12 protein-coding genes are annotated in these 14,432 nt (G+C 69.5%); 4 read left to right on the forward strand and 8 right to left on the reverse strand.

From position 1 onward, the window contains the following. The first annotated feature begins 131 nt into the window (after positions 1 to 131). A complete protein-coding gene (locus tag LRH25_RS16235; protein ID WP_141289900.1) occupies positions 132 to 1,013 on the forward strand; it encodes an AraC family transcriptional regulator in 882 nt (293 codons plus the stop codon). Here LRH25_RS16235 and LRH25_RS16240 read toward each other — a convergent pair. The 5 genes from LRH25_RS16240 to LRH25_RS16260 all read right to left on the reverse strand — a co-directional run bounded on the left by LRH25_RS16240 (position 981) and on the right by LRH25_RS16260 (position 6,090). Further along, a complete protein-coding gene (locus LRH25_RS16240; RefSeq protein ID WP_141289899.1) occupies positions 981 to 1,433 on the reverse strand; it encodes a DUF1016 N-terminal domain-containing protein in 453 nt (150 codons plus the stop codon). The two genes, LRH25_RS16235 and LRH25_RS16240, sit on opposite strands and share 33 nt — an antisense overlap. A 154-nt stretch (positions 1,434 to 1,587) precedes the next feature. Then, positions 1,588 to 2,571: a Bug family tripartite tricarboxylate transporter substrate binding protein gene (locus LRH25_RS16245; protein ID WP_141289898.1), complete on the reverse strand. Its 984-nt coding sequence runs from the start codon at positions 2,569 to 2,571 to the stop codon at positions 1,588 to 1,590. 62 nt (positions 2,572 to 2,633) lie between these two features. Next, a complete protein-coding gene (locus LRH25_RS16250; RefSeq protein ID WP_231011789.1) occupies positions 2,634 to 3,398 on the reverse strand; it encodes an SDR family NAD(P)-dependent oxidoreductase in 765 nt (254 codons plus the stop codon). Positions 3,399 to 3,403: 5 nt separating this feature from the next. Beyond that, on the reverse strand, positions 3,404 to 5,281 hold the full coding sequence (locus LRH25_RS16255; RefSeq protein WP_231011649.1) for a feruloyl-CoA synthase: 1,878 nt from the start codon (positions 5,279 to 5,281) through the stop codon (positions 3,404 to 3,406). Next, positions 5,278 to 6,090 carry a crotonase/enoyl-CoA hydratase family protein gene (locus tag LRH25_RS16260; protein ID WP_231011651.1) on the reverse strand — a complete coding sequence of 271 codons (813 nt, stop codon included), beginning with the start codon at positions 6,088 to 6,090 and terminating at the stop codon, positions 5,278 to 5,280. The genes LRH25_RS16255 and LRH25_RS16260 overlap by 4 nt, the downstream gene beginning before the upstream one ends. Positions 6,091 to 6,244: 154 nt before the next feature. Between LRH25_RS16260 and LRH25_RS16265 the strand changes: the two genes are divergently transcribed. Next, positions 6,245 to 7,150, forward strand: a complete 906-nt coding sequence (locus tag LRH25_RS16265) for an amidohydrolase family protein (protein ID WP_141289073.1) — start codon at positions 6,245 to 6,247, stop codon at positions 7,148 to 7,150. A gap of 12 nt (positions 7,151 to 7,162) precedes the next feature. On the opposite strand, the gene LRH25_RS16270 is transcribed toward LRH25_RS16265, so the two are convergent. Continuing rightward, positions 7,163 to 8,206, reverse strand: a complete 1,044-nt coding sequence (locus LRH25_RS16270) for a LacI family DNA-binding transcriptional regulator (protein ID WP_141289072.1) — start codon at positions 8,204 to 8,206, stop codon at positions 7,163 to 7,165. Between the two features lie 236 nt (positions 8,207 to 8,442). On the opposite strand from LRH25_RS16270, the gene LRH25_RS16275 reads away from it, so the two are divergent. Beyond that, positions 8,443 to 9,432: a Bug family tripartite tricarboxylate transporter substrate binding protein gene (locus LRH25_RS16275; RefSeq protein WP_375140596.1), complete on the forward strand. Its 990-nt coding sequence runs from the start codon at positions 8,443 to 8,445 to the stop codon at positions 9,430 to 9,432. A 49-nt stretch (positions 9,433 to 9,481) separates the two neighbouring features. Here LRH25_RS16275 and LRH25_RS16280 read toward each other — a convergent pair whose 3' ends face one another. Continuing rightward, a complete protein-coding gene (locus LRH25_RS16280; RefSeq protein ID WP_141289070.1) occupies positions 9,482 to 10,495 on the reverse strand; it encodes a threonine ammonia-lyase in 1,014 nt (337 codons plus the stop codon). Between the two features lie 255 nt (positions 10,496 to 10,750). Then, positions 10,751 to 11,506: a hemerythrin domain-containing protein gene (locus tag LRH25_RS16285; protein ID WP_141289068.1), complete on the reverse strand. Its 756-nt coding sequence runs from the start codon at positions 11,504 to 11,506 to the stop codon at positions 10,751 to 10,753. Between the two features lie 177 nt (positions 11,507 to 11,683). Here LRH25_RS16285 and LRH25_RS16290 point away from each other — a divergent pair, with 177 nt between their 5' ends. Then, the gene (locus LRH25_RS16290; protein WP_231011652.1) at positions 11,684 to 14,272 is read left to right on the forward strand and encodes an ATP-binding protein; all 2,589 of its coding nucleotides are present in this window, start codon (positions 11,684 to 11,686) and stop codon (positions 14,270 to 14,272) included. Positions 14,273 to 14,432 lie beyond the last annotated feature (160 nt).

Here is a 14,432-nt window from a genome sequence, read left to right on the forward strand (position 1 = left end):
CGCGGCGTTCGATGGACTGAACTTTGCCTGCCGGGTATGTATGTTTGGTATCTTTGCGTTCTTGAAAAATATCAATTAGTACAGTGAGCCTCACGCCTGACCTCAACGAAGCTGGCTGCACGGCCACACCCATGGACCGGCTCGCCGCGCTGTTCGAGCGCTTTTCAGTCTCGGCGCGCACCTTCCAGAGCGGGGCCTTGTGCGGCATCAACGCCATTGGCGAAGATGAGACGCGCGGGCAATTGCACGTCGTCCGCGCTGGCCGGTTGGCGGTGGACCACTTCGGCGCGGCGCCGCCGCTGGAGGTGTGCGAGCCCAGCCTGCTGCTCTACCCGCGGCCGCTGCCACGCCGCTTCATCACCGACGCCCAGCGCGGCGCCGACATGGTCTGCGCCCACATCGAGTTCACCGGCAGCGTGGCCAACCCGGTGGCCGCGGCGTTGCCGGACGTGGTGCAGCTGCCGCTGGCCCAGGCACCGGAAATGGATTTCCTGTTGAGGCACCTGTTTTCGGAAGCCGATGCGCGCAACTGCGGCCGCCAGGCCATGCTGGACCGGCTGTTCGAGGCACTCCTGATCCAGCTGCTGCGGGTGGTGATGGACCGGGGCCATGTGCGCTCGGGCATGCTGGCCGGCCTGGCAGACCCGAGGCTGCGCAACATGCTGGTCTCGCTGCACGAGCGCCCGCAGCAGCCCTGGTCACTCGAAAGCCTGGCCGAACTGGCCGGCATGAGCCGCACGGCCTTCGCCAACACCTTCCGCGATGTCGTCGGCGTCACGCCCGGGGCCTACCTGCAGGCCTGGCGCATCGGCCTGGCCCAGCAGCACCTGGCTGCCGGCATGCCATTGAAGCTGGTGGCCCAGGAGGTGGGCTACAGCAACGAGGCCGCGCTGTCCCGCGCCTTCCAGGCGCAGACGGGGCAGCGGCCGGGGGAATGGCGGCGCGGGGCGTCTGCCGCTGGGGTTGACCAGGCTCCCGGATCACCGGCGCGAGTTGGTCAAAATTCGCATTGAATTGGTGGGTTCACGGCTGCTCGCCTTCGGGGTCGCAGCGCAGCGCCGCGCTGCGCTGTGCGACCAGCTCAATTGTTGTGACAGCGTCACGACAATGGCTTCGCTGGGAAATGCCTCGGCAAACTGGATCATGCGGGCCAGCTCGGCGTAGCTGAACCCTCGGCCATGGTCGGCCGTCAATTCTCGTGACACCGTCACGAGAATCTGCTTGCCATACGCCGCCCTGCCGCCTTGAAGATGCTCTCTCGCAAGGCGCTTGCCTATGTGCCAGCACAGCAAGGTCTGAGTGGCGTACGCAGCCGCTGCAATTCGCTCGCGGGCCGACCTGACAAGCGCGCGCAGATCGCCCATCAGGGCGGCTTCGTCGATGCCCTCGGGCACCAAGGCTGCGGGTGACGGCGCTGCGGCTTTCGGCTTCATGGCCGGGATTGTCCAGCACCTAGGGGCATTTGCCCCGCCAGCCGCTGAGCTCCGGCCATGGCCAAGTGCAGTGGCGGGCGCGACGGAAGAAGCGCCGGGCTGCCTGAATCTCTTCGGCGCCGACGGGGGCCCAAGTCGGCCCCGTCGCAGGCACTCACGCCTCCGGCGTGAATCCCACCCGCTTGACCAGCGGGCCCCAGGCGGCGGACTCGGCCTTGACGGCCTTGGCCATGTCGGCCGGGGTGATGGCGGAGGCTTCGAAGCCGAGTTGGGAGAAGGCCTCGGCGACATCCGGTTGGGCGACGGCAGCGCGAATGGCGTCTGCCGCCCGGGTGACGGCTTCGGGCGAGGCCTTGCCGGGCAGGAAGAAGCCGTACCACTCCTGGATCTGCAGCGCGGGGAAGCCTTGTTCGGCGTAGGTGGGCACGTCGGGCGTGAAGCGGGAGCGCTTGGGGCCGGAGGTGGCCAGCACGCGCAGCTTGCCGCTGGCCAGGTGGGGCAGGTAGTCACCAATGGGTGAGCTCATGGCCGGGATCTGGCCGCCCACCAGGTCCTGGATGCCCGGCGCCGAGCCCCGGTAGGGCACGTGGTTCAACTCCACGCCGCTTTCCTTGGACAGCAGCATGCCAAGGAAGTGGGGCGGCGTGCCGGCGCCGGGCGTGGCGTAGCCAGCCTGGGCCGGGTTGGCCTTGACCCAGGCGAAATAGTCCTTGAGGTTCTTCACCGAAGCCGGCACGGCCGGGCCGACACCGAAGGCGAAGCTGATGATGCAGGCCGTGCTGACGGGGCTCACGTCGTCCGTGGTGTACGGCAGCTTGGTGAAGATGTGCGGGTACAGCGTGATGATGGAGGCCGGCGTGAGCAGCAGGGTGCTGCCGTCGGGCGGGTTGCGGCGCAGTTCGTCCACGCCGATGCGTCCGCCCGCGCCGGGCTTGTTGTCCACCAGCACGACCTTGGCGTAGTTGCCGCGCAGCTTGTCGGCCATGCGGCGGGCCACCGCGTCAGTGGTGCCGCCAGGGGGGAAGCCCACGACGATGCGGGCGGTCTCCAGGTTTTGTGCCTGCGCGAGGCCGGGCAGGGCACCGGCGGCAAGCGTGCCGCCAGTGGCCAGCAGGAACTGTCTGCGATCAAGGTCCATCGGTTTGTCTCCGTTGTGGGCGGGCCGTCAGCGCGGCCCTTTTTGGGAATCGGGAAAACAGTTCAGCGGGGCGCCATGCGCAAGGCGCCATCCAGCCGGATCACCTCGCCATTGAGGTGCCCGTTTCGGACGATGTGCAGCGCCAGTTCGGCAAACTCTTCCGGCTGGCCCAGGCGCTTGGGGAACGGGATGGACGCGGCCAACGACTGCTGCACCTCGGCAGGCAGCTCGTGCAGCAGCGGCGTGAGGAACAGGCCCGGCGCGATGGTGGCCACGCGCACGCCGAACTGCGCCAGGTCGCGCGCCAGCGGCAGCGTCAGCGAGACCAGGCCGCCCTTCGAAGCCGCGTAGGCTTCCTGGCCGATCTGGCCGTCGTAGGCTGCCACCGAGGCGGTGTTGACGATCACGCCACGTGCTCCATCCTGCAATGGTTCCAGCTTGACCATGGCCGCGGCGGCCAGGCGGATCATGTTGAAGGTGCCGACCAGGTTGACGTTGATGATGCGCTGGAAGTCCTCGATCGGCATCGGCGTGCCGTCCTTGGCGATCAGCCGCTTGGCGCCGCCGATGCCGGCCACGTTCATCAACACACGCGCCGGGCCGTGGGCTTCTGCCGCGGCGGCCAGCGCAGCCAGCACGCTGGCGGTGTCGGTGATGTCGCAGCGCAAACCCAGGCCGCCGATCTCGGCGGCGACCTTGGCTGCGCCGGCCTCGTTGATGTCCAGCACCGCGACCCTGGCGCCTTGCTGCGCCAGCGCACGCGCGGTCGCCGCGCCCAGGCCGGAGCCGCCACCGGTGACCAGTGCGGCCACGCCTTGCAGGTTCATCATCGTCATGCTGTCTTCGGCCGAATCACATCGAGGCCGTCCGTGAGTGAATGGAGAGCATCGGCCGGCAGACCGTCGTACAAGGCATCGACCAATGCCGCGCGATGGGCCAGCACCGCGCGTTGATTGAGGGAACCCTTGTCGGTCGCCTCGCCCAGGTCCAGCCGCGGCGGCGTGGCCATCACCAGCGCGCGCGCCACGCGGGTCGCGCCGCCGGTGCCGGCCGCCCATTGGCGGTTCACCAGCTGCTGGAAGAAATCGCGCACCTTGGCGTCGCTGAGCACCTGCGCGGCCGGTGTGTCGGCCGGCAGGCCGGCCAGGCGGCGGCATTCGTCCACGCGGGGGAAGATCAGGAGGCCGATGTCGTCGCGGTTCAGCCCGGCCACCACCACGTCCTGCACGCAGGGCGAGCCGTCCAGCTGCACGCGGGCGCGCAGCGGGCCCACGCTGACGAAGGTGCCGCTGGAGAGCTTGAAGTCTTCGGCGATGCGGCCGTCGAAGCGCAGGCCGCCCTGGGGCTGTTCGGGGTCGATGAAGGCGACCGCGTCGCCGGTGCGGTAGAAGCCTTCCTCGTCGAAGGCCTCGGCGGTCTGCTGCGGCTCGCGCCAGTAGCCGGGCATGACGTTCGGGCCGCGGAAGCGGATCTCGGTCTTGCCGTCGGTGGGCACCAGCTTCAGCTCCACGCCGGGGTTGGGCAGGCCGATGTGGCCGGAGCGCACGTCTTCGCCGAGCGCGAAGGTGCAGGACGGTGCGGTCTCGGTCATGCCCAGGCCGGTGAGCATGCGCACGCGGTGGCCGATGGTGCGCTCGGCATGCGCATCCAGCCGGTCCCACACGGCCTGCGAGAGGCCGGCGCCCGAGTACATGAAGGCCTTCACGCGGCGGAACAGCGACTCGCGCAGCGCGTCGTCCTCGTCCATCGCCGAGACGATTTCCTCGAAGCCCTTGGGCACGTTGAAGTAGATGGTCGGCGAGATCTCGCGCAGGTTGCGCAGCGTCTGGCCAATGCCACTGGCGGTGGGCTTGCCTTCGTCGATGTACAGCGTGCCGCCGTTGTACAGCGCAATGCCCACGTTGTGGTTGCCGCCGAAGGTGTGGTTCCACGGCAGCCAGTCCACCAGCACCGGCGGCTCGTCGCCCAGGAAGGCAAAGGACTGGCGGATCATCTGCAGGTTGGCGCACAGCATGCGGTGCGTGTTCATCACGCCCTTGGGGTGCTTGGTGGAGCCGGAGGTGAACAGCACCTTGACCAGCGTGTCCGGGCCGACGGCGGCATGCGCGGCCATGCCTTCCGGGCCGGGCGTGGCGGCCAGCAGCTCGGCAAAGGGCGTGGTGCTGCGGCCAGCCAGCGCACCGTCGGTCAGCACGACTTCCACGCCTTCGGGCACCGCCGCAGCAATCGCCTTTGCATAGGCCGGGCCGGACGCGAACACCAGCCCAGGCGTCAGCGTGCCCAGGATGTGGCGCAGCTTCGCATGGTCCTGCGACAGCAGCGAATACGCGGCCGAGACCGGTGTGTACGGCACGCCGGCCCACATCGCGCCCAGGGACAGGGTGAGGTGCTCCAGGTCGTTGTCCGACAGGATGGCCACCGGCCGGTCGTGCGACAGCCCGCGCTGCGCCAGCGCCTGGCCCACGGCCTGCGCGCGCGCCAGCATCTGCGCATAGCTGATGCGCTGCCATTCACCGTCCGCACCACGGCGGGCGATGAACGTTCGCTCCGGCGCTTCTCGCGCCCAGTGCTCCAGCCGGTCACTCAGGCGGGCAGGGAAGGGCGACAGTGGTTCGGTGGAGCGCAGGACCACGGTGCCATCGTCGCGGTACTCGACAGCCGCCTCCAGGCAACCGCCAACCCGCAATGCACGATAGGCAGGCGCACTCATGCGGCGCTCACCTTGCCTGCCCGGCCTTCGAGGAAGGCGCGCATGCGTTGCTTGGCGGCGTCGTCGCCCTGGGCGATGGCGGCCATCAGCGACTCGACGAACAGCCCGTCGGACTGCGACAGGCCGGCGATGCGCGGCAGCGCCTGCATCACCGCGAAGTTGGACAGCGGTGCGTTGACGGCGATCTTCCTGGCCAGCGCCAGGCCCTGCGCCAGGCCTTCGCCGGGCTCGGTGAGGTAGGTGGACAGGCCGGCCTGCAGGCCTTCGTCGGCGCTCAGCACGCGGCCGGTCAGCATCATGTCCGTCATGCGCGCGGTGCCGATCAGGCGCGGAATGCGCGCCGCACCGCCGCCGCCGACAAACAGCCCGCGCTGGCCCTCGGGCAGCGCGTAGAAGGTGCTGCGCTCGGCCACACGCACATGCGCGCTGCTGGCCAGCTCCAGCCCGCCGCCCACCACCGCGCCGTGCAGCACCGCCACGACCGGCACCCGGCCGAACTGCACCTGCTCGAACGCCGCATGCCAGCCGCGCGAGTGCGCAATGCCTTCGGCCACGCTGCGCTCGCTCAGCTCGGACAGGTCCAGCCCGGCGCAGAAGTGTTCGCCTTCGCCGCTCAGCAGCACCGCGCCCACGTCTTCCGGCAGGTTCAGCAGGGCGGTGTGCAGCTGGGCGATCAGCGGGTCGTTCAGCGCATTGCGCTTGGCCGGGCGGTTCAGCCGCAGGTGGGCCACGGCGCCTTGCTGGCTGATCTGCAGCAACGGCAGCCCGGCCAGCAGGCCGGTGGCGGGGGTGAAATCCGGGAGGGTCATGGGCAGGTGCCGGTGGAGGCAGAAAAATGATTCAGCAACTTAATCATTATTTGCGCTGGCGCGCCCGCAGATCAATCGAATATTTGTCCGTGAAAACCCCGATGACGCACCCGTCAATTGATTGTTTTACTTAAACAAATTTGGAGCTTTCTCGATGAACCTGGACGAGCTGATCGCGATCGACACACACACCCACCTGGAGGTGTCCTGCCGCAACCCCTTCGACAACTACGGCGAGGAGTTCGACCGTGCGGCCGACAAGTACTTCCGCTCGTCGCGCCGGCCGACGATGGACGAGACGATTGCCTACTACCGCGAGAAGAAGATCGGCTTCGTGAACTTCACGGTGGACGCCGAAACGCAGATGGGCCGGCGGCGCATTCCGAACGAGGAGATCGCCGAGGCCGCGCTGGCCAACCCGGACATCATGATTGCCTTCGGCAGCATCGACCCGCACAAGGGCAAGATGGGCGCCCGCGAGGCGCGCAAGCTGATCGAGGAATACGGCGTCAAGGGCTTCAAGTTCCACCCCACGGTGCAGGGCTTCGAGCCGGCCGACCGCATGGCATGGCCGCTCTATGAAGTGATCGCCGAATACCAGCTGCCGGCCATCTTCCACAGCGGGCATTCGGGCATTGGCAGCGGCATGCGCTGCGGGGGCGGCCTGCGGCTGCAGAACTCCAACCCGATGATGGTCGAGGACGTGGCGATTGCCTTCCCCGACATGCAGATCGTGCTGGCCCACCCGTCCTGGCCCTGGCAGGACGAGGCCATCTCCCTGGCCATGCACAAGCCCAACGTGTGGATTGACCTGTCAGGCTGGAGCCCGAAGTACTTCCCCGCGCAGCTGGTGCAGTACGCCAACACGCTGCTGAAGGACCGCATCCTGTTCGGCAGCGACTTCCCGCTGATCACGCCCGAACGCTGGATGAGCGACTTCGAGGAAGCCGGCTTCAAGGACCAGGTCAAGCCGCTGATCCTCAAGCAGAACGCGGCCCGGCTGCTGAAGCTGGGGCCTTACGCCGAGCAGGCCGCCGCCGCCGCCGCCGACCGCGCCTGAGCCGCCACCGGTTCAGGCGGTCTCGCGCGAGACCACGGTGAACCCCACCTCGACCCTGCGTTTGGCGACGGGCAGGCCTTCGGCCCGGGTGGCGAGCATCGCAGCCGCAATGCGGCCGATGGCGTCGCCATCGATCCGGACGGTGGTCAAGGCGGGCACCACGCTGCTGGCAAAGTCCAGGTCCCCGAAGCCGACCACGGCCAGGTCGCCCGGGACCGCCACTCCCATGACACGGCATTGGGTCAACACGCCCAGGGCCAGCATGTCGGAGCTGCAAAAGACAGCGTCGATGCGCGGTGGCGCCTGGCGCAGCAGCGAGTCGATCGCCTGGCGCCCTTGCGCGTGGGTGGTGGGGGCCGTCAGCATGTGCGTGACGGGCGGGGGCAGGCCCAGCATCGCGGCGGTTTGCAAAAAGCCCTCGCGGCGTCGGGCGGCGCGCGGATCGTCGCCGGAGATCAGCGCCAGATGCCGATGCCCCTTGCCATGCAGATACCGGCAGACCTCGGATCCGAGCTGCACCTGCGAGACACCGACCAGCATGTCCAGCGGTGCCTCGGTTTCGTCCCAGGTCTCGACGATCGGGATGCCGCAGGACTGCAAGGCCCGCCGTCCCTCTTCCGAGTGCATCACGCCGGTCAGGAAAATGCCTTCGGGCCTGCGGCCGATGGCGGCGCGCAGCAAGTCATCCTCGCGGTGCGCGCCGTAGCCGCTTTCGCCGATCATGAGCTGGATGCCGCGCTCACGCAGCGCCTCGGAAAGCGCGCCGATCATGCCTGCGAACAGTTGACCGGTGGTCGTCGGGATGAGGGCGACCACCAGCCGGCTCTTCAGGGACCGCAGCCCGCCCGCTGCGAGGTTGGGCACATAGCCGGTGCGGTGGATGGCGGCTCGCACGCGTTCCAAGGTCGGGCCGGCGACGCGATGCGGTTCATTCAGCGCTCGGGACACCGTCATCAGGGACACCCCCGCGAGGGCGGCGACCTGATGAATGGTCACTGCGCCGCGGGTCTCGGTGGAGGCCGGCGGCGGCGGCGGGTCAGAAGGGGGGAGGGCCATGCGATGGGGGATTCTAGAAGTCACCCGGCGACGCGCCCGTTCCCCGGGGAAACACTGAGGCGAACGCCTTTGACTTGGCCTGATGTTAACGTTAACAATTGCCAAGGTGCCCAGAGGCTGTTGCCGGCCAAAGCCGAGCTTTCGCCGCGCGGAGAGCCGGTCTTGCGGTGCGCTGGCGCTCCGGTGAGCGGGCTGCCGTCGGCCGAGGCACCTTGTTCGACCTTGCAGGAGAGATCATGTTCAAAGCCAAATCGCCGATGCGACGGTGGGTCGCGCTCGCGCTGGCCACCGTCGCCCTGGGCGGCCTGACTTCCATGGCGCAGGCAGCCTATCCCGAGCGGCCGGTGACCCTGGTGGTGCCTTTTCCGCCGGGGGGCTCCACCGATGCGATCGCGCGGACCTTGGGGGCCAAGCTTCAGGACAAGTTGGGCGGCACCTTCATCGTGGAAAACCGACCGGGCGCCACGGGCACCATCGGCGCAGGCCAGGTCAAGCGCGCAGCGCCGGACGGGTACACGCTGATGGTGTCGTCTTTGGGGCCTTATGTGATCGCGCCGCACTTGATCAAAAACGTGGCCTATGACGCAGCCAGGGACTTCGATCTGCTGACCGTGGCGGTGCAGGCGCCGAATGTGCTGGTCGTCCCGGCGGCATCGCCCTTCAAGTCGGTGGCCGACCTGCTTGCCGCGTTGAAGAAAGACCCGGGCAAGCTGAGCTTCGCTTCCTCGGGCAATGGCTCTTCGGATCATCTGACCGCTGAACTGTTCTGGCAGCAGACCGGCACGTCGGCCTTGCACGTGCCCTACAAAGGGGGCGCCCCGGCCATGACCGATTTGCTCGGCGGGGTGGTGGACGCTTCGTTCCAGAACATCAACGCCGTGATCCCTCACATCAACGCCAACAAGCTGCGGGCGCTCGCCGTGACCGGCGACAAGCGCTCCCCGCTGCTGCCTCAGACCCCCACGCTCGGTGAGGCCGGCGTGCATGGCGCGGATGTCTACTCCTGGCAGGCCGTGGCGGCACCAAAAGGGCTGCCCCCCGACGTGAAAGCCAAGCTTCATGCCGCGATCGTCAGCGCACTCAACGATCCGTCGGTGAAGCCCAAGCTTGTGGAGCAGGGGTTCGAGATCGTCGGCAACACGCCGGAGCAGTTCAAGGCCATGCAGGCTTCCGAATTTGCCCGGTGGAAGAAGGTGATCGAGGTCGGCCACATCACGGCCGACTGAGTGGCCTGAGCGGCCCGAGCGCGCGCCCAGGCCGCTGGGCAGCAACGGCTCAGGCGGCTTCGGCCAGCAGCTCGCTGAAGCGCGCCGTGTCGATGTTGGCACCACACACCACCAGGGCCACGCGCTTGCCGGCCAGAGCCCCGCGCAAGGGTCCCAGCAAGGCCGCGGTGGACGCGGCGGAGGCCGGCTCCACCGCCAGCTTCATGTCCCGGAACAGGTGGTGCATGGCCGCGACCATCTCGCGGTCGTTCACCCGAACGATCTCGTCCACGAAGCGCCGGCACACGCCGTAGCTGTAGGCCAGCGCATAGGGCGCGCAGAGGCTGTCGGCCACGGTGTCCACGCGCGCCAGCACCTGTGGCGCATTGGCCTGGAAGCTGCGGTACATCGCATCGGCACCGAAGGGCTCGACGCCGAAGACCTGGGTGCGCGGGTTGAGCTGCTTCACCGCCGCGGCAATGCCGCCGCACAGCCCGCCGCCGCCCACCGGCACGACCACCGCGTCCAGCCACGGCACCTGTCGCATCAGCTCCAGGCCGATGGTGGCCGTGCCTTCGGCGGTCAGCGGGCCGTCGAACGGATGGATCATGCTGAGGCCTTCGGTGGCTGCCTGCTGTGCCTGGGCAAAGGCCTGGTGGATGGTGTCGGTCAGCAGCACCTCGGCGCCTTGCTCGCGGCAGGCGGCCACGCGCACCGGGCTGGCATGGCGCGGCATGAACAGCAGGGCATGCGTGCCGGCGGTGCGTGCGGCGTAGGCCACCGCCACCGCATGGTTGCCGGCACTGGCGGCTACCACGCCGCGCGTCAGCGCAGGCGCGTCCAGCGCCTGGATGCAGTTCAATGCGCCGCGCAGCTTGAAGCTGCCGGTGTGCTGGAACAACTCCAGCTTCAGCCAGACCTCGGTCTGCGGGGCGAGCTGGCTGGCGGCGCCGGTCTGCCATTGCCATACCGGCGTGTGCAGCACCTGGCCGGCCAGCCGCCGGGCAGTGCGCTCGATGTCGCACAGCAGGGGATGGGCAGTGGACTCCGTGCCCGGGTGGGCGGACGAAGCGGAATGAGGCATGGGAATTCTCCGTGGGTCAACGCGTGGGATGGCGCGGGAAGCGCGCCGCTGCAGGCGAGGGGACCGTTGGGCACCGGCGTGACGCCGCAGCTCAACGGTCCTGGAGAATTCGAATCGCGAAGGGAAGGGCCGCAGCCATCGACGCGCAGCACAGCACGCGGGCCACGAGGCGCGGCGCAGGCTGAAGGCGTGGAGGGCGGGAGGTCACGGGCGGATGATCGCACAGCGCCGGATCCGGCGCCTCCGCCGGTCGCTTCAGTCGATGGCGCCTTCGCCCTCCAGGCCGAACTGCGAGGCCATCTCGGCCCACAGCACGGGCGGGCAATTGCGCTGCACGACGGGCCGCAGGCGGCGCCATTGGCTGCGTGAACAGGCGTTCTGCAGGCCCCAGGCGAAGACCCGCGTCGCGACCACGGGCGGCTGCGAGGTCGAGCCGAACTCGGCCAGGTGGCGCGTCACCCAGCCGACGGACCAGTCGAAATCCGGCAGTTGCTCGGTCGGCACGATCACGCGCTCGTGCACGACGCGGCCGCGTGCCTTCGGGGTCGGCGCGGCCTGCATGGTCAGCGGCGTGACCACTGCTTCCTCGTGCAGCAGGTGGCCAAGGTGCACCTCGCGCCAGGCGGCCCAGGTGCCGTATAGCAAAGCCGGACTGCCGGCCGCCAGCGCGGCATCCACTCGCGCGGCAAAACGCGCTTCCTCCTGGTGCTCGTCCGGCAGGTGGGCGGCGGTGATCGCCCCGGCACCCACCTCGTCCAGCAGTGCGAACATGGTGTGGTCCTCCATCGCCACATGCACGGCGAGCGCACGCTGCAGGTCCCGCCATTCGGTGGCGAAGCTGGCGCTGTCGCCCAGCTTCAGCGCCTCGTGCTGCAGGCGGATGCTGGTGCGGAAGGCCTCGTGCGTGTTGCGCAGGATGGCAAACGACATTGGACTGGGCGCATCTGCATTGGTCGCGCTCGTCGCGGGCGCCTCGATGCGGGGTTCGGCTGTCAGGGAAGCTTGGGTCATGTAGGCACCTGTGTCGGGAGTGGGGCGGTGGCTGGCCAGCGGTGGGCAGCGCGTGGTTCGAACTGTGGATGTCGCCCCGCCTGGCGTCCTCAAACGGTCCCAAAACTTCGCCAAAATCGGCCCCTGGCGCCTGCTCCCGCAGCTGCTTCGCCGCCTCGCGCTCGGAAAGGACGCGTCTTGCCGAACCCCCAACCTCGATCACCGGTCATCGCGCCTTTGCGTTTCGGGCCGTCCCGGCGCTTCGAGCTGCAGCCGGAGGAGGGCCGCCTGCTGGTGGACGGCCAGCCCGCGACGCTGGGCCGGCGGGCGCTGGACCTGCTGATCGCGCTGGCCGAGCGGCCCGAACACCTGCTGACCAAGGGCGAACTGCTGGACCGCGTCTGGCCCGGCCTGGTGGTCGAGGAGGCGAACCTGCAGATGCAGATCAGCAACCTGCGCAAGGTGCTGGGCAACGAGCTGATCGCCACCGTGCCGGGTCGCGGCTACCGCTTCACAGCGCAGGTGGGCGAGGCGGCATCGGTTCCGCCCATGCCGCTGTCGGCGCCCACGGCAACACCGCCGCAGCCAGCCCCCGTTGCATCGGTCGCAACGGCGGCGCCGCGGCCTGCCGCCCGCCGCCTGATCGGCCGGGACCCGGACCTGGCCCGGCTGGAGGCGCTGCTGCAGGTTGAAGGCTGCGTCACGCTGGTCGGCACGGCGGGCGTGGGCAAGACCAGCCTGGCGCGCCTGGTGGCCGCGCGCTGGGCTGGCCGCAGCGTCTGGGTCGACTTGGCGGCGCTGGACCAGGACCAGCAGATCACCGGTGCCCTGGCGCGTGCGCTGGACCTTCACCTGACCGGGCACGACGAGGATGCGCCGGCCCAGTTGGTGGCGGCGCTCGACGGCCAGCAACTGCTGCTGGTGCTGGACAACGCCGAGCATCTGGTCCAGGCCTGCGCCGAACTGGCCTCGCTGCTGGGCCCGCTGGCCGGCGTCCGCTTGTTGGTGACCAGCCAGGTCCCGCTGGCCGTGGCCGGCGAGCGCGTGCTGCGGCTCGAACCGCTGGCCCTGGTCGGTCCGGAGGCGGGGACCGGCGCCGTGGCGCCCGACGGCGCGCTGGCACTGCTGGTGGAGCGGGTGATCGCAGCTGACCATCGGTTCGCCGTGACGCCCGCAGCCCAGCCGCTGCTGCATGCCGTCTGCGCCCAGCTCGACGGGCTGCCGCTGGCGCTGGAGATGGCGGCGGCGCGGGTGCCGCTGCTGGGGCTGCAGGGCGTGCATGACGCGCTGGCGCAGCGCTTCGCGCTGCTCACCCGCGGCCACCGCGACGCCGCCACGCGCCACCGAACGCTGCATAACGCGCTCGAATGGAGCTACGCCCTGCTGGGCTCGACGGAGCAGCGCCTGTTCCGGTCCCTCGGGGTGTTCGCCGACGGCTTCACGCTGGACCTTGCCGTGGGCCTGATGACGGACGATCCTCAGGCGCGCTGGGATGTCATCGACGGGCTGGCGACGCTGGCCGATCGCTCGCTGGTGGTGGTCAGCAGCGAGGATCCGCCACGCTATCGGCTGCTCGAAACCCTGCGGGCCTTTGCGCTGGAACAGCTGGCGCAGCAGCCTGCGCAGGCCGATGCCCCGGCAGGCGAGGCTGCCACCGTTCGCAGGCGCCATGCCGGCGCGGTGCTGGCGCTTTTTTCGCGCCACATCCTGAGCGACCCGGTGACCACGGCCATGTGCCTGCCCGAGATGGAGAACGCCCGCGACGCCCTCGCCTGGGCGCGAGGGCACGACCTCGCCGTGGCGGCACAACTGAGCGCGCGCATCGTCGGCGTCACCACTTTCACCATCTGGCGCCACGAGTCGGGCAACTGGCTGCTGGCCCTGGAACCCCGGATGCTGGAATCCGCCGGGCTGGCCCTGCCAGCCGAGGTGCAGGCGCTGTGGTGGACCGAGCGCGCCCGCGTCGGCGTGATCCGGCGCGATGCCAACGCCCGGGTGCCCGCACGGCGTGCCGTGGCCCTGTGGCGCTCCCTGGGCCAGCCCAGGCAGTTGTTGCGCGCCACCCTCGGCTGGGTGCGCAGCATCGCGGTCGCGGACCCTGAACTCGCCGAAGCCTGTGCCGAGCTGAAGACCCTGGCCGAGGCCATCCCGGACCTGACGCCGCGCGAACGTCTCGGGATCCTTGGCGCGCTGGGCCGGGCGGCGGTGATCCGGGGCGACCGTCTCGCCGTGCTGGCCGTGCGCGAAAAGGAGCTGGCGCTGGCGCAGCAGCTGGGGGACCAGGACGCGGCGGAGGCCGCCGAGTCCAGCATCGTCGGCGTCCTGGGCCACTTGAGCCGTCACGCTGAGGCTGCCGAGCGCGGCCAGGCGCTGCTGGCCCGCGTGGACGCCGACGGCAGCGGTCGCAATGGCAACCTGCCCTGGGTGATCGGTCCATTGCTGGAGGCGCTGGTGGCGCTGGGACGGCTCGACGAGGCGCGGGCCCTGCTGCCGCGCAGTCTTGCGGCGGCCCGGCGCTTCGCGACCCCGACGCTGGGCCCGCCACTGTGCGCGCTGGCCTCGGCCGAGCGGCGTCACGGGCCGGCCGCGCAATTGCTGGGCCATGCGCGTCAAGGCTACGAGTCGCGCGGCATGACGTTCGAGCCCCAGGAGGCAGCCCTGCTGGCGGGCGTGCTCGCGGCGGCCAGCGCGGCCTTGGGCGTGGCGCAGGCCGAGCGGTTGGTGCAGCAAGGGCGGCTGCTCACCGAGGAGGCCGCTGAGGCGCTCGCCACAGGCGACGCACCCTAGGGCCTGTTAACGCTACGGCAAGGGAGCGCGTTGTGATCAAAAGGGCCGCAGGCAAGGCGCGAACCGCAGTCGGGTTGGATACCCGACGAGGATTTGCAACGCCGCGTGCGGCCCTTTTGATCACAACCCTTCGGGAAGGCCAGGCACAAGGGGCCACTCG

Origin of the sequence: Ideonella azotifigens, assembly GCF_021043325.1 — a bacterium.
GTDB lineage: Bacteria > Pseudomonadota > Gammaproteobacteria > Burkholderiales > Burkholderiaceae_C > Ideonella > Ideonella azotifigens.